Source organism: Rhodococcus sp. NPDC060086 (genome assembly GCF_042730275.1).
Classification (GTDB): Bacteria; Actinomycetota; Actinomycetes; order Mycobacteriales; family Mycobacteriaceae; genus Rhodococcus.
Genome location: NZ_JBHWWZ010000021.1, coordinates 20,738 through 42,467 on the forward strand (window position 1 = coordinate 20,738; position 21,730 = coordinate 42,467).

A 21,730-nucleotide genomic window follows, 5' to 3' on the forward strand; every position below is an offset into this window, starting at 1 on the left:
CCCGTCGGATCAGCGGCATCCAGTTCGATAGACGATGTGTCTTGTCATTGGACACTGTCCCTCAGCAAAGGTGCCATCGTCAAGCACATGGTCATGCTCTCTACGAAATGTCGGAGGTCGTCAGCCTGCGGTCGCGTCGGAGGGACTGTCGGCTACGTACTTCTCCATGTGCAGAGCACTCAACAGCTGCGTCGACAGCAGGCTCGCGTCCTGAGCGATGCCGGCAGCCGCGACGAATCGGTCGGGCCGCAGGAACAGAACGGACTCACGGTGGACGTCGAACCACCCCTTCAGCTGCCCCAGGTCGCCGACCACGGTCACGTCGTCGCCGTATGAGGCCTGCCCGACCTGCGCGGCCGGGACGACAGCGACGAGGCGCGCACCGATCTTGCGCCACGCCTCCACACTGGGCTTGTCGAGCACCGCGGTGGGGTCGTTGTTCCAGCAGAGCACCGCGAACCACTTTCCGAGCGCCTCGTCGAGCAGACACCGGCCGCTCTCGGTGACGACCTCCGGCTGGATGAACATCCGGCCGACCGGAGAGTCCTTGTCGGGAAGCGGCACGACAGCGCCGGTCTCGTACCGCGGCATCGGCTTGAACCGCATCTCGAGGATGTATCGCTTCAGCGTGGGAAGTGCCGACGCCGAGCGGAACACCCGGTCGCGGAGCCAGGCAAGACGCTTGTCCCGCACCGAGATCACCCGCCCGACCATGGTCGACAGATCGATCATCGCGCGCGCATGCCCTCGCCGCTCCGCGTCGTAAGTGGTCAGCAGATCGGGTTCGGCCTGCCCGGAGCACACCGCGGCGAGCTTCCAACCGAGGTTCACCGCGTCGCGCACGCCGCTGTTGTATCCCTGTCCTTGCCAGACGGGCATGAGATGGGCGGCATCGCCCGCGATGAAAATGCGACCGCGACCGAACTCGCCCGCGATCCGCGAGTGGTGGGTGTAGATGCGGTAGGCGATGATCTCGGCGTCCTCCGGGCGCGGGATGTGCAGCCCGAGGAGGGTACGCACGAACCCGATGTCGTCGACCTCGCCGTCGGACTCGTTGTCCATGAGCATGAACTCGAAGCGCCGGATACCGTGGGCGATCGAGATGGAGGCGTAGGGCCGTTCGGGGTCGGCGCCGACGTAGCTGTTCGGTGTGCCCAGAGGATCGTGGGCCAGATCCACGACCAGCCAGCGCGTGGACGACGTGACACCGTCGAACGCGGTGCCGAGGATATGACGGGTTCGGCTCCGCCCTCCGTCGCACCCGACCACGTAGTGCGCTCGCACCTCACGAGATACGCCGCCGTCGAGGAGTTCGACGACGACACCGTCGCCGTCGTCGCGCATCGACTGCATCGGGGCCGACCAACACACCTCGACGCTGTCGAAACGCCCGAGGCCTTCGAGGAGTTCTGCATCCACGAGTGGCTGGACGAATCCGTTGCGACGCGGCCAGCCGAACTGCGCCTGACTCGGTGCCATCTCCGCGAGAAGCTCACCACTGCCGTTGACGAACCGCAGGATCTGATTCGGAATGAGGTGCTGCTCCACGTGTTCCGCCAGACCGATGCCCTGAAATGCACGCATGGACTCGTCGTCCAGACCCACACCGCGCGGGTAGTCGATGAGTACGTCGCGCTCCTCCGCGATCAGCACCCTCAACCCTCGGGCGCCCAGGATGTTCGCCAAGGTGAGCCCGACGGGCCCCGCTCCCACGATGAGTACATCGACGGCAGCCACTTCCGAGGTGGATCGTTCTCGACCGTCGGTCACGGGCGCTCCCCTTGCATCAGCGTGTTGTAATTATCGAACACCGAGCTTCTATATACACACGTACTATGTCGAATGTGGGGTTACAGTGTCAACACCGGAACCGCATCTGAAGTGCATATAATGAGTTTCATGTTGTATTTGTTGCTCACGGGCGTGCGCTGAATGACGACGTCGAACGGGCGCCGGCAGCCCGCACCCCAGGTCGGAAGCCGCACGCTGGCTCGCGGGCTCACGGCGCTGCTCGCCGTGGTGGACTCCCCCGATGGCATGACCGTCCAGCGGCTCGCCGGGGAACTCGACGTCCACCGCTCGATCGCCTACCGAATCCTGCAGACCCTGCGCGACTTCGGGTTCGTGACACACGGAGCCGACGGCAGCTACCGACCCGGAGCCCTCCTGGCCGCGCTCTCGACGTCGTATCTGCCTGCGCTGCGCGAGATCGCGACCCCCGTGATGCGACGCCTCGCCGACCAGGCCGGTTGCACCGTGCACCTGTTCGTCGTCGAGGGTGAAGAGGCCGTGTCGATCGAGGTCGTGGAGCCCGTGACCGTGCTCCAGCACATCGCCTTCCGCGCCGGGATGCGCACGCCGCTGGATCGCGGCGCCGCCGGATACGCCCTGCTGGCAGCCGGTCCGGCACTTCCGGGCGAGCCGGAAGCCGTCGTCGAGGCACGGCGACGTGGATACGCCACCAGCTCCGGCGAAGTCGAGTCCGGCGCCTACGCGGTCGCGGCCCCGATCGCGAACTCACACCCTGCGGCGTGCCTGACGCTCATGAGCCACCGCGAGAATCAACCCTCCACGGCTGCACCCGACGTCGTGCGGGCCGCAGAGGAGATCGGCCTGGCAGTGCTCGACAGCTGAACACTCATACGTCGCCGGAGAGAAAGCCGATCACCGCCTTGTCGCAGATCTCCTGCTGCTCCCACTGGGGCCAGTGGCCGGCTCCGTCGATGAAGACGAACTGCCCGTTCGGCATCTTGTCGGCCATATCCATTCCGGCCCCGGCAGGCCCGGACGGGTCGTCACTGGTCCAGATCACCAGCGCCTGCGCCGTCACTGCCGCCAGGTCGGTATCGGTCACCATGTTGCGCCGCCGCACCTCGGGGTCTTGCAGACACAGGACATGTCGCATCGACTCGGCGAACCCGGGCTGCGAATAGATCGCGCGGCGGCACCCGACAAGTTCGTCGGTGACACTCATTGCGTCTGCCATCAGCCATTCGAGACGTGCCCGGATGCGTTCCTCCGAAGGATCGTCGGCAGCAGCCTGGCTCAAATCCCTGATCCGCGCCATCACCTCCGGGGCCGCCATGGTGCCCCCGGGTGTATTGAGCACGATTCGGTTCAGCCGGCCGGGATGCGCGACAGCAAATTTGATTGCCACCCACCCACCGAGCGACTCACCGGACAGGTGCACCCGATCCAGATCGAGATCGTCCAGCAGCACGGCGAGGTGGTCGACATAGTCATCGATCTCGAGGTCGCGTTCGGTCGGGGTCGTGTAGCCCTGCCCGGGAAAGTCGTATGCGACGACGGTGAAGTGTTCAGCGAGCGCAGGTATGTTGCGCGAGAACGCTTCCAGATGCCCGCCCGTGCCGTGCATGAGCACCAGCGCGGGTCCGGTGCCCGCCCGCAGAACGCGGGTTCGCCACCCGTCGATCTCGCGGTACTCGATCGTGTGTGCCACCGAACCGAGGTCGTCCCACATCGTCATTGCGCAGCAATCTCCTTCGGTATCGCGGTGGTAACGGCGAATCCGGCGAACCACTCTTTGATCGGCCGGTAGTAGCGGCTGGTCATCTCGTACTCACCCTGAGTGGACAGTGCGGCGTAGGCGGCGATCCAGGTACGGATCTCGTGGGCGGAGTGCCCGCCCTCCTCGATGAACCAGTCTGTCGACCTCTCGTCGAACGCAGCGACGTCGCCCGACTCGAATGCGTCGAGCACGAAGGCGTCGAATTCGGGGTTGAGGTCGTGGAAATCGGCGGAGCCCGCCGCGAACGCGCCGGCTGCGGCGACCGTGCGAGATTCCCGGACCCGACGCTGTTCCGCAGTCGGGTTGCGCCCGTGTGTAATCCGTTCCGCGACCTCCCGCGTCGCGTTCTCCATGCGGGGAACCGGCGGGTCGTGCGAGAGACCACCCGACCCGACGATCAGCACACGCTTCCCCGACTCCGCGAGCGCCCGCCCCGCGGCCTCCCCCAGCAGACGCGCTCGACTTGCCGGCCCGAGCGGCTCGGCCACGCAGTTGATGAACACCGGAACCAGCGGTGGGAGCTGCTCCACGGAACCGAACAGGAAGAGCAGCGGCTGAACGAACCCGTGGTCGACCTGCATCGACTCGGACAGCGCAACATCGACGCCCGACGCGAGCGCGTGTCGCGCGAGGGCGTACGCGGCATCGCGGTCGACGGGTAGCGGACCTTTCGGCAGCCCGTAGTCGCCCACGGACGTCGCCGCCGCACCCACACAGAACGAGGGCATCAGTTCGTACAGGAATCCGTTGTAGTGGTCGGGGGCGAAGACGAGCACGAGCTCGGGATCGAATTCCTCCACGAAAGCGCGTGCACCCGCGAGCTGTGCGCGCACCTCGTCCGCGATGTCTGCTGCCGGGTCGTACAGGCCGATAAGCGGCGAGTGCGACGAAGCGCAGAGAGCAAGCGGCATGATCACTCCGTTCGTCAGCCGAGCGAGCCGCATGTGTGCGTTATATACACACAACATCTCGTTATCTACACGCGAGACAGTAACACTGGTTCAACGAGTTGCGTACCCCATCCCAGCGAAAGGAACATCGACGCGTCTGCGAACCGAGACTTGCGCCAACGGCTTTCGCGTTATCGACGCTCGGGGTGCAAAATCTTCTGCACGCGGGCCAGCACATCGAGTTGCGCACTGTTGTAGAGCTCTTCGAACGCCTGTCTCAGAACAGTGTCGGTTCCGTCGACGCCGTGCCGCGAGTGCGCCACTGGGCTCTCCAACCCGGGATGGTCACGTCGGATCTTGTCGATCTGAGGGGCGTACCGCTCAGCGAGGTCCTGACGTGTCTGCCCGTCGGCGTCGGCGTGCAGCCTGTCGAATTCGTCGCTTTCGGCAGTTCGCTCGACACTGAGCAGCATCTCACTCAATGCTGCCATTGTGGACTCGTCGTAGACACGGGAGTAGATCAGGATCAGGGCCCTGTCTGCCTCGGAGAGCCCTGCATCGCCGGAATCGAAACCTCGGGGCAGATCGATCGAACCGCCGCGATGCCGAACCCTGGCCAACTCTGCCCGCATCCGCTGCAACCGGCTGATCGCCACTGCCAATTCGTCGTCCAGCTCGCCGAGAACCCGGTCGGTACCGGAGTCCTCACCGCCGTCGACGAAATCGACGATCTGATTGAGCGACAGTCCGAGACCCGACAGTCTTTGGACGCGTAAGAGCTGGACCAGGTGCCACGCGCCGTACTGCTTGTAGCCGTTCGACGCGCGCTCAGGTTCATCGAGCAGGCCCCTGGCGTGGTAGTACCGCACGGTTTTCACGGTGGTACCTGCGAGTTCGGCGAGCCGACTGGTACTCCACACCACAATCCCACTCCTCTCGCGAAGGGCCCCGATCACTTCACCAGTGTGAAGGCGGACCTCCATGATCGCGGATGTGCGTGTGCGCTGCCCGGCTCAGAGACTGCAGGTCTGCCCCTCGTTCGGAGTCTCGAGGTCGATGAGGTAGTCGGCGACAATGGCGTTGACGCACTCGTTGATTCCGGCCTGCGCGACCGTGTGCCGCTCTCCGTGCACGGTGAGCAAGGTACCTCCGAGCGACTCCGCCAAGCTCTGTCCGCCCTCGTACGGAGTGACGGGGTCACCGGTGATCGAGATGATCAGCGTCTCGGGAACATCGTCGACGTCCGTGGCGTAGGGAATCCCGAGGGTGGGCTCTACGGGCCAGGATTCGCACGCATCGCGACTCACTCCGGCGACGCTGCGGCCGGTGTCGATGAAGGGACTGACCTCCATGATCTCCCTGCGTAGCTCTGCTTCTTCGTCGGGAGTGCGCCGCTGCTCGTCGTTGCAATTGATGGCGAAGTTGGCATCGAGCTGGTTGTTCCACTCCCCGTTGGCGGCGCGCGTTGCGAAGGCATCGCTGATGGCGAGAAGCTTGTCGCCTCGACCTTCGTTCTTCACCTGCGCGATGCCCTCGATGATTTCCGGCCAGACTTCGGCGTAGTAGAGGCCGGCCATGACTCCGCCCGTGGCTTGATGGAAGTCCGCGATCCGGCCGTCGCCCGCCGGGACAGGATTGTCGATCAACGGTTGGAACAATTCCTGGAACACCTCGGTCGCCTCCGCGGGGTCGGTACCGAGCGGACAATCCGGCTGTGCGACACACGAAGCGGCCATCAGATCGAAAGACCTCTGGAAACCACTGTGCAGCTCAAGTCGGCGGTCCGCCGTGCCCTTGTTCGGATCCATCGCGCCGTCGAGCACCATCGCACGAACATGAGCGGGAAACATTTCGGCGTAGACCGCGCCGAGGCGGGTGCCGTAGCTCTGTCCCGCGAAGGTCAGCTGCTCCTCACCGAGCACCTCCCGGAGCACGTCCATGTCGCGGGCCACATCGCGGGTACCCACCGCGGTGAGCACGTCCTCACCGCCGGATCCTCGAGCACACTTGTCGGTCAATGCCCTCGTGTCGGCCTCGTCCCACTCACCCGATGTACCCAGTAGTGTCGTCCGGTCTTCGCCTCGGTCTCGTTCGGCGTCGGTGAAGCAGTCGATCGTGGGAGTCGAGGCGCCGACACCTCGCGGGTCGAATCCCACGACGTCGAATCGCTGCGCGATCGGTGTGTCCTTCAATCCGACGGACGCGGTCGCTGCTTGCAGCATTCCGGAACCGCCCGGCCCACCCGGGTTGAGCACCAGCGAACCGATCCGCTCACTCGCGTCACCTCGTGCAGGCAACCGCATCACGCCGATCTGGGCGGTAGCGCCGTCGGGTTCGTCGTAGTCCAACGGCACGTCCATCCACGCGCACTCGAACGGGTCGACGAATGAAGGTTCCTCCACTGCGGTGGGAGCTCTGCCCACGCACGATCCGAACTCGAGGTCTTGCTCGTAGAACGCTGAGAGTTCGCCCGACACGCCCGTCGTCTCCGGTGCACTCCCGGCCACAGGACTACCGCATGCAGTCAGGACGAAGATTCCCGTGGCCATCGTCGACACTACGATTCGGCGTCGATGTCGGGGCGCGTACCCCGAATGCACCGTCATGTCGTCGAAGTCTCGGTCGCACTCTGCGAGGCGCCGCGGCGCCCACCGAGATGCTCGGCAAAGTGGTGTTCGACCGCGCGGTAAAGCCGGAGTTGGTTCTCGGGGTTCGCGAAGCCGTGGCCTTCGTCGTCGGCGAGGAGGTATTCGACCGGGATGCCTCGATCCTGCAGGGATCGGACGATGTTGTCGGATTCCGCCTGGACGACGCGGGCGTCGTTCGCGCCCTGGGCAACCAACAGAGGGGTGCGGATCCTGTCGACCATCGTGATAGGCGACCGGGTGGCCATATCGGCGGCCTGGTCGGGGTCGTCTGGATTGCCGACGTAGCGGTACCAATTGTTGGTGAAATGGGCCCGCGCGAACGGAGGCATCGAACGTATGAAATTCGCCAGGTCGGAGATACCCACGTAGTCGACCGCGGCAGCGAAATGGTCGGGGGTAACGGTGACACCGACAAGTGCCGCGTAGCCGCCGTAGGAGCCGCCGAAGATGCCGATCCGGTTCTGGTCTGCATACCCTTGGGCGACAGCCCAGTGCGTGGCATCGATGAGGTCGTCGTGCATCGCCCGCGCGAACTCGCCGATAGCAGCCGTGACGTGTCTTCGGCCGTAGCCCGTCGAACCTCGAAAGTTCACCTGCAGCACCGCATAGCCGCGGTTCGCCAACAGCTGCGCTTCCGGGCTGTATCCCCAGGTGTCGTGGGCCCAGGGGCCGCCGTGGACCAGGAGAACCAGCGGCAGGTTCCGCGGCTCGACCCCGACCGGGAGCGTGAGAAATGCGTGCAGGGGTAGCCCGTCCCGGGCCGGGAAGCTCACCGCCTTCATCGGGGCCAGCGACTCCGGATCCAGATGCGGATACGGCCGGAACAACTGCCTGCTCTCACCGGTGGCGTGATCGTAGAACCAGGCCACCGCCGGGTCGCGGTCGTGGACGAACGTTGCGATCCACCGTTGCTCCGACTCGTCCGACGACAACGTGCCCAGCACGCCGTCGGACAACTTTTCCAGCTCCGCGTGGACTTCGGCGAAGTGCGGATCCACCACCTCGATTCGAGGCCTGTCCCCGACGAACCGAGCACCGATCACCTCGCCGGTGCGGCGGCTCGTGAAGACGGTGGGTGGCAGCACTCCGGGGGCGTGTACACCCACAGTGCACAGATCGTGCCCCTCCACGGCGCAGACGACGGTTTCCTCGCCGGTGTCTCGGTCGATGCGTACCAGCCGCAGATCGTCCGAGTCCTGGAAACTGCCGACCAGAAGGCCCTTCCCGTCAGGCGTGACGATCTGTGGGTAGACGCCCAGTGGGTGCTCGGCCCCGCCCAGGCGATGCAGAAGGCGCCGGTCGCCGGTGGCCGGGTCCACCGCGGAGATCTCGAGCGTGCCGTCCTCGGCCTCGAGGGTCTCGAAGGCTGCGTCTCCGTTGCGGTCGAGCAGCACGCTGATCGTCGGATCGGTTTGTTCCATGTGCACGACCGTCTCGCCGGCAGCGACATCGAGCCGAAACGCGTCGATGAACATCGGGCGCTGGTTCATCCACACCAGCACGCTGCTGGGCGACGAGGGCAGCAACTCCACACTGAATACTCGTGATCCCGGTGGCAGCGGAGTCAGATCGACGGCCGGCGCGTCCGGGGCATCCAGGTCCACCCGGTAGAGATGCCAGTCCTCGTTACCGTCGGTGTCCTGCAGGTAGAGCAGCCAGCGGGAATCACCGGTCCAGTGGAAGGTCGAGATTCCGCGTCGGCTGTCGTGAGTGACGCACACCGCGTCGTCGTGGTCATCGTGAATGCCGCGTACCCATACGTTCCGCCGCCCGTACTTCGGCGCCAGATATGCCAGTCGGTTTCCGTCCGGAGAGATCGATGCACCGGTGAACTGCGGGTCGGCGAAGAAGTCCTCGACCTCGATCAATCCGGGCAGGGAATCGTGCGTCACCATGGTCATTCCGACTCCGATCAGTAGCAGCATCGTGAGCGGCCGGGCGACCGGATCCGCTGCGAGATCGGTCGACCACTCACCACGACGAAACACCGTGCCCCTAGGGCAGGGTCAAGCCCCGGCGAATGAAGTTCACCTCACTGAAGCGTCGAGGTCGTCGCGTCGGCAGACCAGGGAGACATCACAAGGATCGAGTACGACCACGCCGGGGCTGTGACACGGCACCTCCGCATTCCCCCGGCCCCGACGTCCCAAACGTGGGCATTCCGAACACAAGGCAGGACAGCGGCGTGGATCCGTCACCGGTGGGCATCCTCAGCTGTGACGGTCGAACTATGAGGAGGGGCGATGCCGACACGATCGGCGACGGGTTCATCGTGGTGGGCACGATGCTGTTCTGGAGTATCGCGCTCGACGCGCTGTCCTACCGGTGGTCGGGATTCTCCCGGTTCGTCAAGGCGCGGCCGCGGGTGTTGATCTCGGAGGGTCGGCTCAACAGGAGAGCCATGCGTCGAGAATTCATGACGTACGACGAGGTGCTCTCGCAGCTCAGGCTGCACGGTATCTCCGACATCACCGACGTGCATCGGGCGTACCTGGAACCCAGTGGCATGGTGAGTGTGATCCCGGCCGAGAACGAGCGCGTGGTCGAGAAACCCGAGAAGCCGGCGATGTGAACTACTCGAATCGGACACCGAGACGCACGCCCACTCACCGTCATGCGCCTCTGACTTCTCCGTCGATCGAATCGCGGAACAGGCGTGGGTCGTGGGCGTTGATGATGTGGACGTCGGGCTGGTTCGCGGTCCATAGCTCGCGGAGGCGGGCATGGTTCGCCCGCACACGGGCCCAGTCGTAGGCGATGACCCGCTCCATGGCCCGGAGCGAGAACGGTGACCGTGTGCCGTCGAGCTGACCGTGGTGGTAGAAGGCGTCGCCCACGTGCAGAATCCAGCGGTCACCTGCATCGACGGCGACGGCGGCGTGTCCCCGGCTGTGGCCGGGCAGCGCGATGAGCACGATTCCGTCGTCTATCTCTGTCAGTTGCCGGGCGCCGTGGAAGCCGCGCCACGAATCACCTTGTGCGGGTTCGTAGGTGACAACCTGCGGTTCGTGATCGCGTTGGGTGTGGAGATACCGGCCCTTTTCGATCGGTCCGTGGGGGTGGAGTGCGGCGTCATTTTCCTTCGCGGTGAGGTGGACCCGTGCCCAGGGAAAGTCGGACAGGCCCCCGGTGTGATCGGCGTCGAAGTGGGTGAGCACGATGTCGCGTACGTCGTGGGGGTCGTGACCCAATGCCTGGATTTGTCGGATTGCGGCCTCGTGTTCGTCGAAGACCGGGCGGACGAAGTGCCGAGCGGGCCCGAATCGGGCGTCCGGTGCCTGCCGGTCGCGAAGGCCCAGTCCGGAGTCGACGAGTGCCAACCCCGATCCGGTCTCCACGAGCAGGACGTGGCACACCAGCCCTTCGGGTGCGCCCCAGGGGCGCATGGTGCCGCAGTTGAGGTGCGTGACTTTCATGGTGTGGTCTCCCCGAGTGCTCAGCTGAAGGCTTCCATGATCTCGGTCATGGCGGCAGGGTCGCCGCCGATCAGGCCGGCTTCGATCTTCTGAATGGGCTTGGTGCCGTCCCACTGTGCAGCGGCAACCTTGATGAGGTCGAAGACGAACTTCTTGGTGCCGCCACCGTCGGAGATCTCGATCACCGAGCCGGGGTGATGTTCGGTTTCCAGGTAGGCGAACCGTCCGTCGGCGCCCCCGATGCGGCCTTCCTGCCCGACGGTGAAACCGGCTGCCAGGGCGCGGTCGTAGAGATCCTGGTAGTTCTCACTCCAGTAGGCGATGTGCTGGACACCTTCGTGGCCGGCCTCGAGGAAGTCGCGGTACATCGACGGCGCATCGTTGGTCGGCGAGATCAGTTCGATCTGGATGTCGCCGCTGTTGGCCACCGCCACATCCATCACCATGTCCGAGGGCTCGCCTCTGTAGGTGAAATCGCCGGGCTTGACACCCTCGAGATAGAACCAGGGTCCGATACCGGCTGCCAGGAAGCCGCGCATCGAGGCTTCGATATCGCGTACGACGTAACCGATCTGGGCGATCGACCCGAAGAAGTTCGCGACCGGCGCTGGGGCAGGTGCGGGACCGGCATGCGCGTCGGCGAAGGAAAGCACGATCTTGCCGGTCGCGCCGTTGTCCCGAAGCCGGTCGGCGGCCTCCTCGGCCCGTGCAACCGGGTAGACGGAATCCAGTCGCGCCGTGATCTTTCCGTCTGCAACCGCAGGAAGCACGTCGGCGGCAAGGGCCCCGACAACGTCAGCGAGTTCGGCGCGGGTACGGATGCTGAAGGTAGTGCCTATCAGGCGCTGTCGCCGGAACGCGAGGGTGTCGAGATTCAGCTCGGTGGCCGCGCCTGCGAGGCGACCGATGCTCACGATGACGCCGCCGATCGCGGTGGCGACCGGGAGTGAGGCGAACAGGTCACCACCGACGTGGTCGAGAGTGATGTCGGTGCCCTTGCCGTTCGTCGCGGCCAGCACGGTGGCGGCGAGGTCCTCGGTGGCGGTGTTCACCGTGACGTCGGCACCCGCATCGACCAGTTCCCCGCGCTTACCCTCGCTGGTGGTGGTGGCGATCACCGTCCCGGCGCCGAGCGCCTTGGCGAGCTGAATTCCGATCAGGCCGATGGAACTCGTTCCGCCGACGACGAGCACCGAGTCGCCTGCGGTGAACCCGGCCTGGGTGACCAGCGCGTCGTGCTCGGTCATCAACCCGATCGGGAGGGTAGCGGCTTCCTCGAAGGAAAGGCCGTCCGGGATCGGGACCAGAAGGCGGGGGTGACCGATGGCGTAGTCGGCGAATCCGCCGACGGTCACGCCCATGACACGGGTGCCCGCGGGCAGATGCGGCGCGAGCAGGCTTCCGGTCTCGACGATGCCGGCGATCTCCATCCCGGCCGTGAACGGACCGGCTTCCTGAGAGTTCGCGGTGTAACTGCCCTCCAATGCGTACAGATCGGCGCGGTTGAGGCCGGCAGCCATCACCTGGACGCGCAACGCGCCGAGCTGGTCGGGCACATCGACCGTGTCGAGAACCCATTCGGGTTCCTTACCTCCGATCAGGGCGCGCATGCGGGCGGATCCGGGTGCGGTGGATGTCGTCATGGTGTGCTCCTCCAGGTCAGTCGTCGAGGTGGGGCGGGGTGGTCTCGAACAGCCGTGGGTCGGGCTCGGCGCCGGACATGGAGAGGGCTCCCTTGATTGCGCCGGCGAGTGTGAGCAGATCCCGGGGGCTCCTCTTGTCCAGGCCGCCGAGGAGTTGTTTGAGGATGGTGAGTTGATCGAAGTAGATGCGTTCGGTGACCAGGTTCTCGTTCTCGTCGAAGATGAAGTAGGCCGTCATCCGGGTGCGGTGTGTCGATCCGGTCGGCGGGATCGGACCCAGATTGCCCAGATGGGTGCCCAGTAGCCAGAACTCCGCGATGACCGCATCCGGGCTGTGCCGGAAGGCGATCAGTTCGTGGTCCTGGTCCGGGAATGCGACGCGGGTGTCGTTGTAGTAGCCGCGCACTTCCGAGTCGCCGTCGTGCACCAGCATCTGGGCGATCAGCTCGTAGTGCGGATGCGGGAAGGTCGACAGTGTGGCGTCCCAGTCCTGGGTGACCTCGTCGTGGAAGTGGTCGAGTACGAGCTTCTCCCGAGCGCGCAGTACCGCCTCCGGCGGCATCACGAAGCGGGACGGAGTCCGAGTGGTGGTCATGGCCTGATCTCCTGCGGGTCGTTTCTGAGGGGAGCGGCGCGCTCAGCTCCGGTGGGTGAGCGATCCGTGGACGAAGGTGGGGTCGGTGCCGGGGTTGGTCCAGGCGCGGGTCAGCTCGCTGGAGGGAAAGAACTGCAGAAACCGCTCGTCCGCCTGGGCGCGGTCGGCGATCGTCTTTTCCAGGATGATCGAGTTGTACTGATCCGCGGTGGTCTCGATGGTGTTGGCATTGAGGACGATCTCCTGCTGCCACTGCCTGCTCCACTTCGCCAGGCCGGGCAGTGTCGAGTGCTCCGGGGTGAGCGCTTCGGCGGCGATCACGTTCTCACTGCTCACCCAGATCCCGGTCGAGGTATTCACGACCAGGCTCTGGTTGCCGAACACGTGCCCCGGCGTCTTGATCACCGCGACCCCCGGGCCGAGGATCACCGAGTCGTCGATCGGCAGGAATGCCTCGGCGGGGACGTCACGGTAGGCGGCGGGCTGATACCACGGCTTCTGCAGTGGGTGCAGTTCGGCCATGCCTGCCAGTTCGTCGCGCTGCACGATGACCTTCGCGTTCGGGAATACCGCATTCGGTGTTCCGTTCAGGTCTTCCTGCGGTGCGGTCGTTCCGATCCAGCGGCGCAGGTCCTGGGTGTGCAGGTGGTCGAACATCAGGTAGTCGATGTCGTCGGGCCGAATCCCCAGCCGGGCCAGGTGCCCCTGCACGGTGCCGTGCTCGGTCACCATCCGCCGTTCGAGGAAGCCGGGTGTCTTCGCGGTGAGGTCGTCGAAATACGGTGTGTAGCGGCCCAGTTCGTGATCGCTCGGTTCGAAGAGGAGGATGCGGCCGGTGCCGTCGCTGTCCGTCCAGCGGATCACCAGCATCCGGTTCGTGATCGACAGGAACGGCGCGATCGCCCGTGATGCACGGAAGAGGCCGAACCGTGTCGGGTACGGCAGCGTGATCAGATCACAGGTCTCGACGGTATCCGGTGTGCCCGTCGTGGCGAACTCGCCGCGGAACGCCTCGCCCTGGCGACGGGCTGCTCGCAGTCGCGCTCCCGGCCCGCCGTCGATCTTGTGGAGGTCGCTGAGCGTGTCGACCTCGACGCCGATCGTCGGAAGGTCGATCGCCTCGGCGCTACCCCACGGAAACGCGGTCATCCGCTCACCTCCAGTCAATACCCACAGTGTGGGTAATAAGATGTGACTCAGGTTATATCCACGATGTGGATTTTGGCAACCGTGGTGCGTTCATCGGCAGGCGTGTAGGCCACACTTGGTTCATGACCCGCAGTGCTCAGTCGCCCGAACCCACCGCCGCGAGGCGGGGGCGACCTCCCAAAGGCGCCTTCCGGCTCTCCCGAGAGGCCATCGTCGAAGCCACGCTCGAGGTGATCGACGCCGACGGCGTTGCAGCGGTCAGCATGCGAGCGGTCGGACGAGTGCTCGGCGTGGATGCGAAGAGCCTCTACAACTACGTCGACGGCAAAGACGGTCTACTCGACGCCGTTGCCGAGGCACTTCTCGGCGGCATCGACCTCCCGGCGCCCACGGGCGATCTCGGGAACGACCTGCGCCGGATCGCGCTTGCCTTCCGGACGCAGGCACTGGCACATCCGGAAGCCGCCGCACTCGTGCTGACCCGGCAACTGTCCTCCTTCGAAGGACTCGCACCCGTCGAGGCGGTCCTGCGCATCCTGAGTGAGGCGGGATTCGATCCGGCCGAATCCGTCCACCTGCTCCGAACGTTCGTGGCGGCAGTTGTCGGAGCACTCCTCCGCGAAGTCTCCGCAGGACCGACCTACGGCGCGACGAACCCCGAACTCGTCGCAGAACGCGTACGGGTTCTCCGCGGCTCGGGACTCGCCAATGTCACAGCTGCAGCCGAGGAACTCGCGCGATTCGACGGACAAGCGGAATACCGGTACGCCATCGACTTCGCAATCGAGACGGTGCTCGCCCGAGTCTCATCGTGACTCCTACCGGTCGGCGACCGGAACCTCCACTCCATACCGGAGGAGATCCCGGACGAAGGTTCCGATGCTGTCGGAATCGGTCTTGCTCTTGATTCGGGCGCGATGATGGAAGGGCAATCGGGTCGACAGTAGGTGTACCGGTGTGGTGGTAGGTGCACGGAATTTCCCGACACCTACCACCACACGGCGCGCTTATGGCCCAGCCGGATCGCGCAGGACATCCGTCGGGACTATGCCTCGAGCACCAGCAGGAATCCCCCGCCCCCGGCGTCGATCCGGGTGGTGAACTGCACCTCCGGCTCCAGCCGCGACAGCCTGTCGAGCAACCACTCGGAGGCATCCTCGGCGTCGGACTTCGCAGGGCAGCGGGCCACCGCGGCGCGTCCACCCTTGCGTCGCAGCTGCTCGACCGTGTCGACGATGGGCGCGGGGTCGACGACGAACAGCGAGTCGGGCCACGGCACGACGGGCTTCACGGCACCCTTCTTGGTGTTGCAGGCACGGTGTGCGAGTCGCTCCACCCCACCCTTACCCTTGCCCTTCTTGGCCGTGTTGATGCTGTCGATGCTGGGACCGCGCGGGTCGTTGACCGACATGTCAGGATCTACCGGTTCGTCACATAGCCAGCATCGCCACGACTCGCGGTCGCCGACTTCCTGCAGGGTGCTCATGACGTCGAACGCTACCTGGGCGTTCGATGGGGTCGAGTCACCGGACAGCGAAAAGTTTCCTCCACTTGTCCGGGTTCCCGTTGCCTCACGACCCACGGAAACCCTTGTTCTGCGAGGAAACTTTGGTCAGCGTCCTCCGACCCGGCGCAGGTATATCGAGCTCACTCCTCCGGCGGGTACGTCAGCTTCCCGGCGTGCACCCGTGCATGCTCGTTCAGTGAGGCCGCTTTCGTCGACGTGGCCGACATGATGTGTGCGACGTCGAGACCCGCGACGATCAGCGCGTCGGTGATCAGTCTGCGATGGCAGCGCCACGGCACCGCCTCGCTGCACATGATCGCAGGCCGCTCGTGGCCGGACAGTTCGATCAGCTCGCTCAGGCCTTCCTCGAACTCGCTGCTCTGCATGTAGTCGGCGTAATCACGAAATGCCTTGACGCGCCACGCTCCATTGGGCGTCGGCGTGCCTTTCGGAGTGTGCCGTCGGCCTCCCAGAGTCCGGATCCACCGGTAGCCGATATCGGACGGCAATGCTTCGGCGATAGCAGACTTGTTCCACTGCGGGAACTTTCGGGATGACGGGAACGAGCGGACATCGACAAGGTAGGTGATCTCATTTGCTCGCAGCATGTCTACGAGTTCATCGAATTCGCGTGTCGAGTGACCGACCGTCCACACGGTGCCCATGATGCTGCGCTTACGCCTTCTTCAGCGCATCCCCTTTGTGCATAGCGACATGATCGGTCTTGTCGCTCTTTATCTCGTACTGCGGATCGTCTTCACTGCACCGCCGCATGTGCCCTTTGTACTCCACATCTCGGGTGTGCTTCTTGGTGATCACGCCCTCGACATGGCCTGCTTCGGAATTCCACCGAACGTGGTCGCCGACGGAAAATTCGTTCGCCATGACTGCACCTTCCATGCGTCGACGTCTGCAGGTCTTCACAGTGGATATCCAGGAAACTGAAAAATAAACGGGGCCAGCACGCGTCACCATCCGCTATCTCGTTTTCGAGATACCATCGATGGTATGACCGGTCCCGTCCGACGGACAGCATTTCCCGGCCTGCAAGAGCTGGCAGACCGCCGCCGAGCACTGATCGAGGAACTCGTGACAGCGCGGCGTGAAAGCGGCCTGACCCAGACCGATATCGGGGCGGCTATGGGGACTTCACAGTCCGCCATCGCGCGCCTCGAACGCGGCGAGCTCGATGCCCGGCTGTCCACGCTCGAGCGATACGCCGCCGCCGTCGGACGGACCGTCGACTGGCAGATTCGCACCCACGAGGAGTCACCATGACAATCTGGCCTCCACCCCCGGTCCCTCCCCCACCAGAACCGTTTCCGAACCCGTGGCAACCCGATCGTTCTCCGCCCCCGCCACCGGCCCCACCACCGGCGGCACCGGCAGCACCGGTGCACATCTCGGTGACCGGGCCCGACCCGCTCACCGAGCGTCTGCTCGAGCGACGCATCGTCAGACTCACCGGCCGGATCGACAACGAGGCGGCCAACGCCGCGGCGGGCGCGTTGGCCCTCCTCGATGCCGACGGTGACGATCCGGTGCAACTGTGGTTGTGCGATGTCGACGCCGATCTCGAGGTGACGCTGACACTGCTCGACGTCCTCGACCTCATGGGGGTGGAGATCCACGCCATCTGCCTCGGCGAACTGGTCGGGGCCGCCGTCGCGCTCCTGAGTGCCGCCGACCGACGTGCCTCCGGCGCGCACACGGTCTTCCATCTGCGGGAGCCCCGCACCCGCTACACCGGGTACGCCGCCGACGCAGCCGCCTACACCGAACGCCAGCAGCGCAATCTGCAGACGCTGCACGAACGCCTCGCCCACGTCTGCGGTCGATCGGTCGACGAGGTTGCCGCCGACATGCGCACCCAACGCATCCTGACTGCGGGGCAGGCCCGCGACTACGGGCTCATCGACACCGTCACCGAGTCGACACCGGGAGTCTGACACCGCGCGGCCGTGGCGGCAGCGGTATCGGCCTGACCATCGCCGGCGCACTCGTCGCCGCCCATGATGGTCGAATCTCGGCATACAGCGACGGGCCCGGCCGAGAAGCTCACTTCACCGTCGAACTCCCCGTCGGCCGGGCCTGATCACTCAGCGCGGGCCGCTACGTTTCTGGCTCAACTTTGCGAACAATTCCTGCGCCTTGCGCTGGTTCTCGGGCTTGGAGGCCTCGCGCTTGATGACCTGAACGGCCTTGATCGCGACACCGCTCTTGATGAGCTTGCTGAACGTTCCCATGGTGTACCTGTCCGTCGTTGTTCGCGAAAGTTCTGTACTTCCACGATACGAGGCGCTCCCCTCGACGTCGTGCACCGGAGTTTCAGCGGCGGTCCGCGCGAGACTCCACCTTCCCGCGCGCCCGCCAGCTTCCCGCGCACGTCCGGACACGCGCGGGAAGCTGGGATGTGCGCGGGAATGGTCTATACCGGGATGGCCACAGCCGAACGCAGCAGCGACCCGAACCGGGAGGGAGCCTCCAACCACGGGAAGTGTCCCGCCTCGGACAGGATCGAGACGGCGCAGTCGAGGCGCTCACCCAACCTGGTCAACGCGTCGGCCGGCCGAGGGTCACCCGCGCCGCCGATGATCACCGACCCGGCAGGCAACAGCTCTCGCAGTGCATCGACATGCGACTCGAGCGGATCGGACCTCTTCTCGATCCCCAGCTCGCGGTTCATCCGATAGTTGATCGGACGACGGATCCGGGCGGCCTCGAGCGCCCACCTCCATGCGCGTCTCCGATCGGCGTGATCGGTGAACCAGGACAGTGCGAGGAATTCGATCTCCTCCGCATCCGAGCGGACTTCCATGGCGTCGAGTTGGTCAAACCTCGACTGCTGGATGTAGGTGCGCCGCGACATCTCCGCCGCCCGGCACGGCTCCCTCCAGTCGCCTGTGAACGGCCCGGCGAGGTGGACGACGCGAGCAACGCGATCGGGATGCGCGAGCGTGAAGTAGCTGGCCAGATCCGTCCCGAAGGAATGGCCCACGAGGACGACCTCGTCGTATCCCCATTCGTCGATCAGGCACTTCAGGTCGTGGACGTGTCGTGCGATCGTGTGCGGGCCGTCCCAGCACGATTTGCCGGTACCACGCTGGTCGTAGCGATGGACGACGGTGACGTCGTCGAGCATCTGCGCGACCGACTGCAGGTAGTCGGGGATGCCCGGGCCGCCGTGTAGCAGAACCACCGGCGGAGCAGTTCGGAGCGATCCCGTGGACCAGGTGCGGAGCGTGGCATCATCGTCCATTCCGATCATGCACATCGCCATGCCTATCAATTTAGGCGGTTCGACGCCGGTCCGCGCGGGATCCGACCTTCCCGCGCGTCCGTCGGCTTCCCGCGCACGTCCGGCACGTCCGGCGCGCGCGGGAAGCCGGGATGGTTGCGGGAGCGTCAGCGGGAGGCGCGAGCCAGCAGCTCGCGGGATTCCTCACTGCCGTTGAGGACGCGCGCGGTGCGGCGCTTGATCTTCCACTTTCCGTCGATGCGGGCGAGGTCGAAGCGGTTGGCGGTCACGCGCCACACCCGGTAGGAATCGGAATCGAGATTGCGACGCAGCAACATCGAATGGCAGGTGGCGGCCGCGGTGTCGCCGTCCACCCGGATGTGGACGGGGTCGAGGAGGTGGCCGCAGCCTTCGTTGACGTAGTCCTGGTGGGGGCGGGTGCGGACCATCTCGGTGATCGCGTCGCGGCCTTCCATCACCCTGATGTCGATGTCGTAGACGGCGTCCTCGGCCCACAGTTCACCGACGGCGTCCGCGTCGCCGGCGTCCACGGCGGGGCCGTATGCCGTCAGCACTTCCTGGATCGCAGCTTTGTCCTCGAGGAGCTGAACGCGCTCGAGCAGCGAGGCCACCAGTTCTGCAGTGTCGGTCATGTCGCTCCGTCCTGGCCGTGCGGATACATCGCACCGTGCGATGCGAAAGGTGGATCCCGTTCTACCCGCCGTCGACCTGCGGTGTGGCGTGCGTCCCGTTCAACGGAAAAACAGGAGCGGCGACACAGCACTCCCTGGGACTGTTCGAGCCGGCACATCCGGCCAGATGCGTAAGCCACCTCTTCGAGTACCCCTCTTCGAGATCCCAGGAAGGTTTCCCCATGGGCCACACGTTGGACAGAATCATGCAGCATGCGGACGAGATCCGCGCCGAAGGCGCAGTGGGCGACACGCTCATGCGTCTGCCCGACACCTCCGCGAAGCGCCTGCGCGAATCCGGTGTCATCCGCATGTTCCAGCCGAAGGAGTACGGCGGCCAGGAAGCGCACCCGCGTGAGTTCGCCGAGACCGTGATGGCCATCGGCACTCTCGACGGCGCGACCGGCTGGGTCGCGGGCATCGTCGGCGTCCATCCGTGGGAGTTGACGTTCTTCGACAAGCGGGCCCAGGACGAGATCTGGGGCGAGGACGCCGACATGTGGATGGCGTCGCCGTACGCCCCGATGGGTGTCGCGGTGCCGGTCGACGGTGGTTACGTGCTCAACGGTCGCTGGGCTTTCTCGTCGGGCACCGACCACTGCGGCTGGATCATGATCGGCGCGGCCGTCGGCGACAAGGATGGCAACCGTACCGACAAGGTGCTGCACGTGCTGCTCCCGCGCACGGACTACGACATCGACCCCGACAGCTGGGACGTCATCGGCCTGCGCGGCACCGGCTCGAAGGACCTGATCGTCAAGGATGCGTTCATCCCCGAGTACCGCACGATCGACGCCGACATCGTGCTCAGCGGCAACGGCTGGCGGCACGCCGGACGCGACGAGACGCTGTACAAGTTCCCGTTCTCGTACATCTTCCCGCTGGGTATCACGTCGTCGCTGATCGGCATGACCGAAGGCGCTCTGGCCTGCTACATCGCAGCGCAGAAGGAACGCGTGCAGGTCACGGGTGTCCCGATCAAGGAAGATCCGTACGTGCTCTACGCGATCAGTGAGGCCGCGTCGGAGATCGAGTCTGCTCGGATCACGCTGCTCGAGACCGTCGACCGGTTCTGGGACAAGACGGATCGCGGCGAGGAGATCAGCTTCGAGGAGCGTGCCATCGGCCGCCGCACCCAGATCTCCTCGGCGTGGCGTGCCGTGCGCGCGATGGACGAGATCTTCGCCCGCGCCGGCGGTGCGGCCGTGCACCGCAAGACGCCGATGCAGCGTTTCTGGCGCGACGCGCACGTCGGCCTCACCCACGCCATCCACGTGCCCGGCATGATCTATCACTCTGCCGCCCTCACCCAGCTCGGCGGCGACCCTCAGGGCGCATACCGCGCAATGATCTGATCTCCCTACACTTTCGAGAGAGTTGACTATGACCGAACTGAGAGGCCTCGGCTACCTCCGCATTCAGACCCAGGACATGCCGCGGTGGCGCGAACTGCTCATCGACGGGCTGGGCATGGCGGTCGGTTCCGGCCCCGAGCCCGACGCGCTCTACGCGCGGGTCGACGAACGCCGCGCCCGTCTGGCGGTGCTGCCCGGCGATTCCGACAAGGCTCTCGCCGTCGGCTGGGAGGTGCGCGACGAGTTCGCACTCCAGCGGGTGCGGGAAACCGTCGAGAAGTCCGGCCGCGCCGTGGAGGTGTTGTCGCGGAAGGACGCGACCTACCTCGATGCGGAGGGCGCCCTCGCATTCGAGGACCCCGCGGGGACCCGGCTCGAGGTGTTCTACGGCCCGGTGCTCGACCACAGCCCCGTCGTGACACCGTTCGCCGGTCGCTGGGTCACGGGCGGGCTGGGCCTCGGCCACGTGGTGCTGCCCGCCACGAACTTCGACGAGACGTACGAGTTCTACACGCAGGTGCTGGGTTTCCTGCCGCGCGGCTCGATCCGGCTCGACGCGGAGGGCGTGAACCGGGTGCGGTTCCTCGGTATCAACGAGCGGCACCACGCCCTCGCGCTGTGTCCGGCGCCGCCGACGGAGGAGCCCGGCCTGGTGCACCTGATGACCGAGGTCGACACCCTCGATGCGGTGGGTCAGGCGCTCGATCGTGTCAATCGCATGGACTTCTCGATTTCGTCGACGTTGGGCCGGCATACCAACGACAAGATGATCTCGTTCTACGTCCGCGCACCGGGCGGCTGGGATCTCGAGTTCGGTACCGAGGGCATGCTCGTCGACGAACGGCACTACACGTCGGAGGAGATCACCGCCGACGCCTACTGGGGCCACGACCAGACCGGGTCGGAGCCGTTGAAGGCGTTCATTCCGGCGGGCTGATTCCTCGGCGCGTCCGCGGCAGAAACGGGCAGGTACACCATCTCGACGGTGTGGTACCTGCCCGTTTCGCTTGCGAATTTTCTTTCACCTCTTTCAATTCTCCTCCCACAGCGCTAGATTCGTCGGAGTCT

23 protein-coding genes and 2 pseudogenes are annotated in these 21,730 nt (G+C 65.4%); 8 read left to right on the forward strand and 17 right to left on the reverse strand.

The window, feature by feature from the left end; all coding sequences use genetic code 11:
• Positions 1-120: 120 nt before the first annotated feature.
• Positions 121-1,770, reverse strand: coding sequence for a bifunctional 3-(3-hydroxy-phenyl)propionate/3-hydroxycinnamic acid hydroxylase (locus tag ACFWB0_RS13885; RefSeq protein WP_378491031.1), 1,650 nt, complete (start codon positions 1,768-1,770; stop codon positions 121-123).
• A 162-nt stretch (positions 1,771-1,932) separates the two neighbouring features.
• On the opposite strand from ACFWB0_RS13885, the gene ACFWB0_RS13890 reads away from it, so the two are divergent.
• On the forward strand, positions 1,933-2,634 hold the full coding sequence (locus ACFWB0_RS13890) for an IclR family transcriptional regulator (protein WP_378491032.1): 702 nt from the start codon (positions 1,933-1,935) through the stop codon (positions 2,632-2,634).
• Positions 2,635-2,638: 4 nt separating this feature from the next.
• Here the strand turns inward: ACFWB0_RS13890 and ACFWB0_RS13895 are convergent, their stop codons facing one another.
• The 5 genes from ACFWB0_RS13895 to ACFWB0_RS13915 form a co-directional block, all read right to left on the reverse strand.
• A complete protein-coding gene (locus tag ACFWB0_RS13895) occupies positions 2,639-3,487 on the reverse strand; it encodes an alpha/beta fold hydrolase (protein ID WP_378491033.1) in 849 nt (282 codons plus the stop codon).
• Entirely contained in the window at positions 3,484-4,440 is a 957-nt protein-coding gene (locus tag ACFWB0_RS13900; protein ID WP_378491034.1) for a 3-carboxyethylcatechol 2,3-dioxygenase, read from the reverse strand. The genes ACFWB0_RS13895 and ACFWB0_RS13900 overlap by 4 nt, the downstream gene beginning before the upstream one ends.
• Before the next feature lie 170 nt (positions 4,441-4,610).
• Positions 4,611-5,339: a MerR family transcriptional regulator gene (locus tag ACFWB0_RS13905; RefSeq protein WP_378491035.1), complete on the reverse strand. Its 729-nt coding sequence runs from the start codon at positions 5,337-5,339 to the stop codon at positions 4,611-4,613.
• A 93-nt stretch (positions 5,340-5,432) separates the two neighbouring features.
• Positions 5,433-6,926 carry an alpha/beta hydrolase gene (locus tag ACFWB0_RS13910; protein ID WP_378491036.1) on the reverse strand — a complete coding sequence of 498 codons (1,494 nt, stop codon included), beginning with the start codon at positions 6,924-6,926 and terminating at the stop codon, positions 5,433-5,435.
• A 95-nt stretch (positions 6,927-7,021) separates the two neighbouring features.
• Positions 7,022-8,962: a S9 family peptidase gene (locus ACFWB0_RS13915; RefSeq protein WP_378491090.1), complete on the reverse strand. Its 1,941-nt coding sequence runs from the start codon at positions 8,960-8,962 to the stop codon at positions 7,022-7,024.
• 335 nt (positions 8,963-9,297) lie between these two features.
• Between ACFWB0_RS13915 and ACFWB0_RS13920 the strand changes: the two genes are divergently transcribed.
• Positions 9,298-9,639: a DUF421 domain-containing protein gene (locus ACFWB0_RS13920; RefSeq protein ID WP_378491037.1), complete on the forward strand. Its 342-nt coding sequence runs from the start codon at positions 9,298-9,300 to the stop codon at positions 9,637-9,639.
• 40 nt (positions 9,640-9,679) lie between these two features.
• Here ACFWB0_RS13920 and ACFWB0_RS13925 read toward each other — a convergent pair whose 3' ends face one another.
• Genes ACFWB0_RS13925 through ACFWB0_RS13940 form a run of 4 tightly spaced genes read right to left on the reverse strand, consistent with a single transcriptional unit; the run spans position 9,680 to position 13,870 of the window.
• Positions 9,680-10,483 (reverse strand): MBL fold metallo-hydrolase, encoded by an 804-nt coding sequence (locus tag ACFWB0_RS13925; RefSeq protein ID WP_378491038.1) that lies wholly within the window; start codon positions 10,481-10,483, stop codon positions 9,680-9,682.
• 20 nt (positions 10,484-10,503) lie between these two features.
• Positions 10,504-12,126: a zinc-binding dehydrogenase gene (locus ACFWB0_RS13930; RefSeq protein WP_378491039.1), complete on the reverse strand. Its 1,623-nt coding sequence runs from the start codon at positions 12,124-12,126 to the stop codon at positions 10,504-10,506.
• 16 nt (positions 12,127-12,142) lie between these two features.
• Complete coding sequence (locus ACFWB0_RS13935; protein WP_378491040.1) at positions 12,143-12,721, reverse strand: ester cyclase; 579 nt, start codon at positions 12,719-12,721, stop codon at positions 12,143-12,145.
• A 42-nt stretch (positions 12,722-12,763) separates the two neighbouring features.
• A complete protein-coding gene (locus ACFWB0_RS13940; RefSeq protein WP_378491041.1) occupies positions 12,764-13,870 on the reverse strand; it encodes a hypothetical protein in 1,107 nt (368 codons plus the stop codon).
• Positions 13,871-13,992: 122 nt separating this feature from the next.
• Here ACFWB0_RS13940 and ACFWB0_RS13945 point away from each other — a divergent pair, with 122 nt between their 5' ends.
• A complete protein-coding gene (locus ACFWB0_RS13945) occupies positions 13,993-14,685 on the forward strand; it encodes a TetR family transcriptional regulator (protein ID WP_378491042.1) in 693 nt (230 codons plus the stop codon).
• A gap of 3 nt (positions 14,686-14,688) precedes the next feature.
• Here the strand turns inward: ACFWB0_RS13945 and ACFWB0_RS13950 are convergent.
• The 4 genes and pseudogenes from ACFWB0_RS13950 to ACFWB0_RS13965 all read right to left on the reverse strand — a co-directional run.
• A pseudogene (locus ACFWB0_RS13950) lies at positions 14,689-14,790 on the reverse strand (DNA-binding response regulator); the annotation flags it as partial.
• A 125-nt stretch (positions 14,791-14,915) separates the two neighbouring features.
• Positions 14,916-15,356: a hypothetical protein gene (locus tag ACFWB0_RS13955; protein ID WP_378491043.1), complete on the reverse strand. Its 441-nt coding sequence runs from the start codon at positions 15,354-15,356 to the stop codon at positions 14,916-14,918.
• A gap of 161 nt (positions 15,357-15,517) precedes the next feature.
• A complete protein-coding gene (locus ACFWB0_RS13960) occupies positions 15,518-16,042 on the reverse strand; it encodes a DUF488 family protein (protein WP_378491044.1) in 525 nt (174 codons plus the stop codon).
• A gap of 10 nt (positions 16,043-16,052) precedes the next feature.
• Entirely contained in the window at positions 16,053-16,262 is a 210-nt protein-coding gene (locus ACFWB0_RS13965) for a DUF2945 domain-containing protein (protein WP_378491045.1), read from the reverse strand.
• A 123-nt stretch (positions 16,263-16,385) separates the two neighbouring features.
• Here ACFWB0_RS13965 and ACFWB0_RS13970 point away from each other — a divergent pair, with 123 nt between their 5' ends.
• From ACFWB0_RS13970 to ACFWB0_RS13980, 3 genes and pseudogenes are all read left to right on the forward strand, one after another.
• The gene (locus ACFWB0_RS13970; RefSeq protein ID WP_378491046.1) at positions 16,386-16,655 is read left to right on the forward strand and encodes a helix-turn-helix domain-containing protein; all 270 of its coding nucleotides are present in this window, start codon (positions 16,386-16,388) and stop codon (positions 16,653-16,655) included.
• Between the two features lie 128 nt (positions 16,656-16,783).
• On the forward strand, positions 16,784-17,326 hold the full coding sequence (locus ACFWB0_RS13975) for an ATP-dependent Clp protease proteolytic subunit (protein WP_378491047.1): 543 nt from the start codon (positions 16,784-16,786) through the stop codon (positions 17,324-17,326).
• 5 nt (positions 17,327-17,331) lie between these two features.
• Positions 17,332-17,472: pseudogene (locus ACFWB0_RS13980) on the forward strand (ATP-binding protein); the annotation flags it as partial.
• 4 nt (positions 17,473-17,476) lie between these two features.
• Here the strand turns inward: ACFWB0_RS13980 and ACFWB0_RS13985 are convergent.
• The 3 genes from ACFWB0_RS13985 to ACFWB0_RS13995 all read right to left on the reverse strand — a co-directional run bounded on the left by ACFWB0_RS13985 (position 17,477) and on the right by ACFWB0_RS13995 (position 19,268).
• Entirely contained in the window at positions 17,477-17,623 is a 147-nt protein-coding gene (locus ACFWB0_RS13985) for a hypothetical protein (protein ID WP_378491048.1), read from the reverse strand.
• A gap of 182 nt (positions 17,624-17,805) precedes the next feature.
• The gene (locus ACFWB0_RS13990) at positions 17,806-18,645 is read right to left on the reverse strand and encodes an alpha/beta fold hydrolase (protein WP_378491049.1); all 840 of its coding nucleotides are present in this window, start codon (positions 18,643-18,645) and stop codon (positions 17,806-17,808) included.
• Positions 18,646-18,782: 137 nt separating this feature from the next.
• A complete protein-coding gene (locus ACFWB0_RS13995; protein ID WP_378491050.1) occupies positions 18,783-19,268 on the reverse strand; it encodes a nuclear transport factor 2 family protein in 486 nt (161 codons plus the stop codon).
• Between the two features lie 221 nt (positions 19,269-19,489).
• Here ACFWB0_RS13995 and ACFWB0_RS14000 point away from each other — a divergent pair, with 221 nt between their 5' ends.
• Entirely contained in the window at positions 19,490-20,662 is a 1,173-nt protein-coding gene (locus ACFWB0_RS14000) for an acyl-CoA dehydrogenase family protein (RefSeq protein WP_378491051.1), read from the forward strand.
• Positions 20,663-20,690: 28 nt separating this feature from the next.
• Complete coding sequence (gene bphC, locus ACFWB0_RS14005) at positions 20,691-21,599, forward strand: biphenyl-2,3-diol 1,2-dioxygenase (protein WP_378491052.1); 909 nt, start codon at positions 20,691-20,693, stop codon at positions 21,597-21,599.
• The last annotated feature ends 131 nt before the right edge of the window (positions 21,600-21,730 follow it).

What these genes read in the sequence shown, in the direction of transcription:
- ACFWB0_RS13955 (WP_378491043.1), bottom strand. Translation starts at nt 15,356, where the DNA reads ATGAGCACCCTGCAGGAAGTCGGCGACCGCGAGTCGTGGCGATGCTGG.
- ACFWB0_RS13985 (WP_378491048.1), bottom strand. Translation starts at nt 17,623, where the DNA reads ATGGGAACGTTCAGCAAGCTCATCAAGAGCGGTGTCGCGATCAAGGCC.
- ACFWB0_RS13895 (WP_378491033.1), bottom strand. Translation starts at nt 3,487, where the DNA reads ATGACGATGTGGGACGACCTCGGTTCGGTGGCACACACGATCGAGTAC.
- ACFWB0_RS13935 (WP_378491040.1), bottom strand. Translation starts at nt 12,721, where the DNA reads ATGACCACCACTCGGACTCCGTCCCGCTTCGTGATGCCGCCGGAGGCG.
- ACFWB0_RS13965 (WP_378491045.1), bottom strand. Translation starts at nt 16,262, where the DNA reads ATGGCGAACGAATTTTCCGTCGGCGACCACGTTCGGTGGAATTCCGAA.
- ACFWB0_RS13915 (WP_378491090.1), bottom strand. Translation starts at nt 8,962, where the DNA reads ATGGTGACGCACGATTCCCTGCCCGGATTGATCGAGGTCGAGGACTTC.
- ACFWB0_RS13890 (WP_378491032.1), top strand. Translation starts at nt 1,933, where the DNA reads ATGACGACGTCGAACGGGCGCCGGCAGCCCGCACCCCAGGTCGGAAGC.
- ACFWB0_RS14000 (WP_378491051.1), top strand. Translation starts at nt 19,490, where the DNA reads ATGGGCCACACGTTGGACAGAATCATGCAGCATGCGGACGAGATCCGC.
- ACFWB0_RS13995 (WP_378491050.1), bottom strand. Translation starts at nt 19,268, where the DNA reads ATGACCGACACTGCAGAACTGGTGGCCTCGCTGCTCGAGCGCGTTCAG.
- ACFWB0_RS13990 (WP_378491049.1), bottom strand. Translation starts at nt 18,645, where the DNA reads ATGATCGGAATGGACGATGATGCCACGCTCCGCACCTGGTCCACGGGA.
- ACFWB0_RS13945 (WP_378491042.1), top strand. Translation starts at nt 13,993, where the DNA reads ATGACCCGCAGTGCTCAGTCGCCCGAACCCACCGCCGCGAGGCGGGGG.
- ACFWB0_RS13925 (WP_378491038.1), bottom strand. Translation starts at nt 10,483, where the DNA reads ATGAAAGTCACGCACCTCAACTGCGGCACCATGCGCCCCTGGGGCGCA.
- ACFWB0_RS13900 (WP_378491034.1), bottom strand. Translation starts at nt 4,440, where the DNA reads ATGCCGCTTGCTCTCTGCGCTTCGTCGCACTCGCCGCTTATCGGCCTG.
- bphC (WP_378491052.1), top strand. Translation starts at nt 20,691, where the DNA reads ATGACCGAACTGAGAGGCCTCGGCTACCTCCGCATTCAGACCCAGGAC.
- ACFWB0_RS13970 (WP_378491046.1), top strand. Translation starts at nt 16,386, where the DNA reads ATGACCGGTCCCGTCCGACGGACAGCATTTCCCGGCCTGCAAGAGCTG.
- ACFWB0_RS13940 (WP_378491041.1), bottom strand. Translation starts at nt 13,870, where the DNA reads ATGACCGCGTTTCCGTGGGGTAGCGCCGAGGCGATCGACCTTCCGACG.
- ACFWB0_RS13960 (WP_378491044.1), bottom strand. Translation starts at nt 16,042, where the DNA reads ATGGGCACCGTGTGGACGGTCGGTCACTCGACACGCGAATTCGATGAA.
- ACFWB0_RS13930 (WP_378491039.1), bottom strand. Translation starts at nt 12,126, where the DNA reads ATGACGACATCCACCGCACCCGGATCCGCCCGCATGCGCGCCCTGATC.
- ACFWB0_RS13920 (WP_378491037.1), top strand. Translation starts at nt 9,298, where the DNA reads ATGAGGAGGGGCGATGCCGACACGATCGGCGACGGGTTCATCGTGGTG.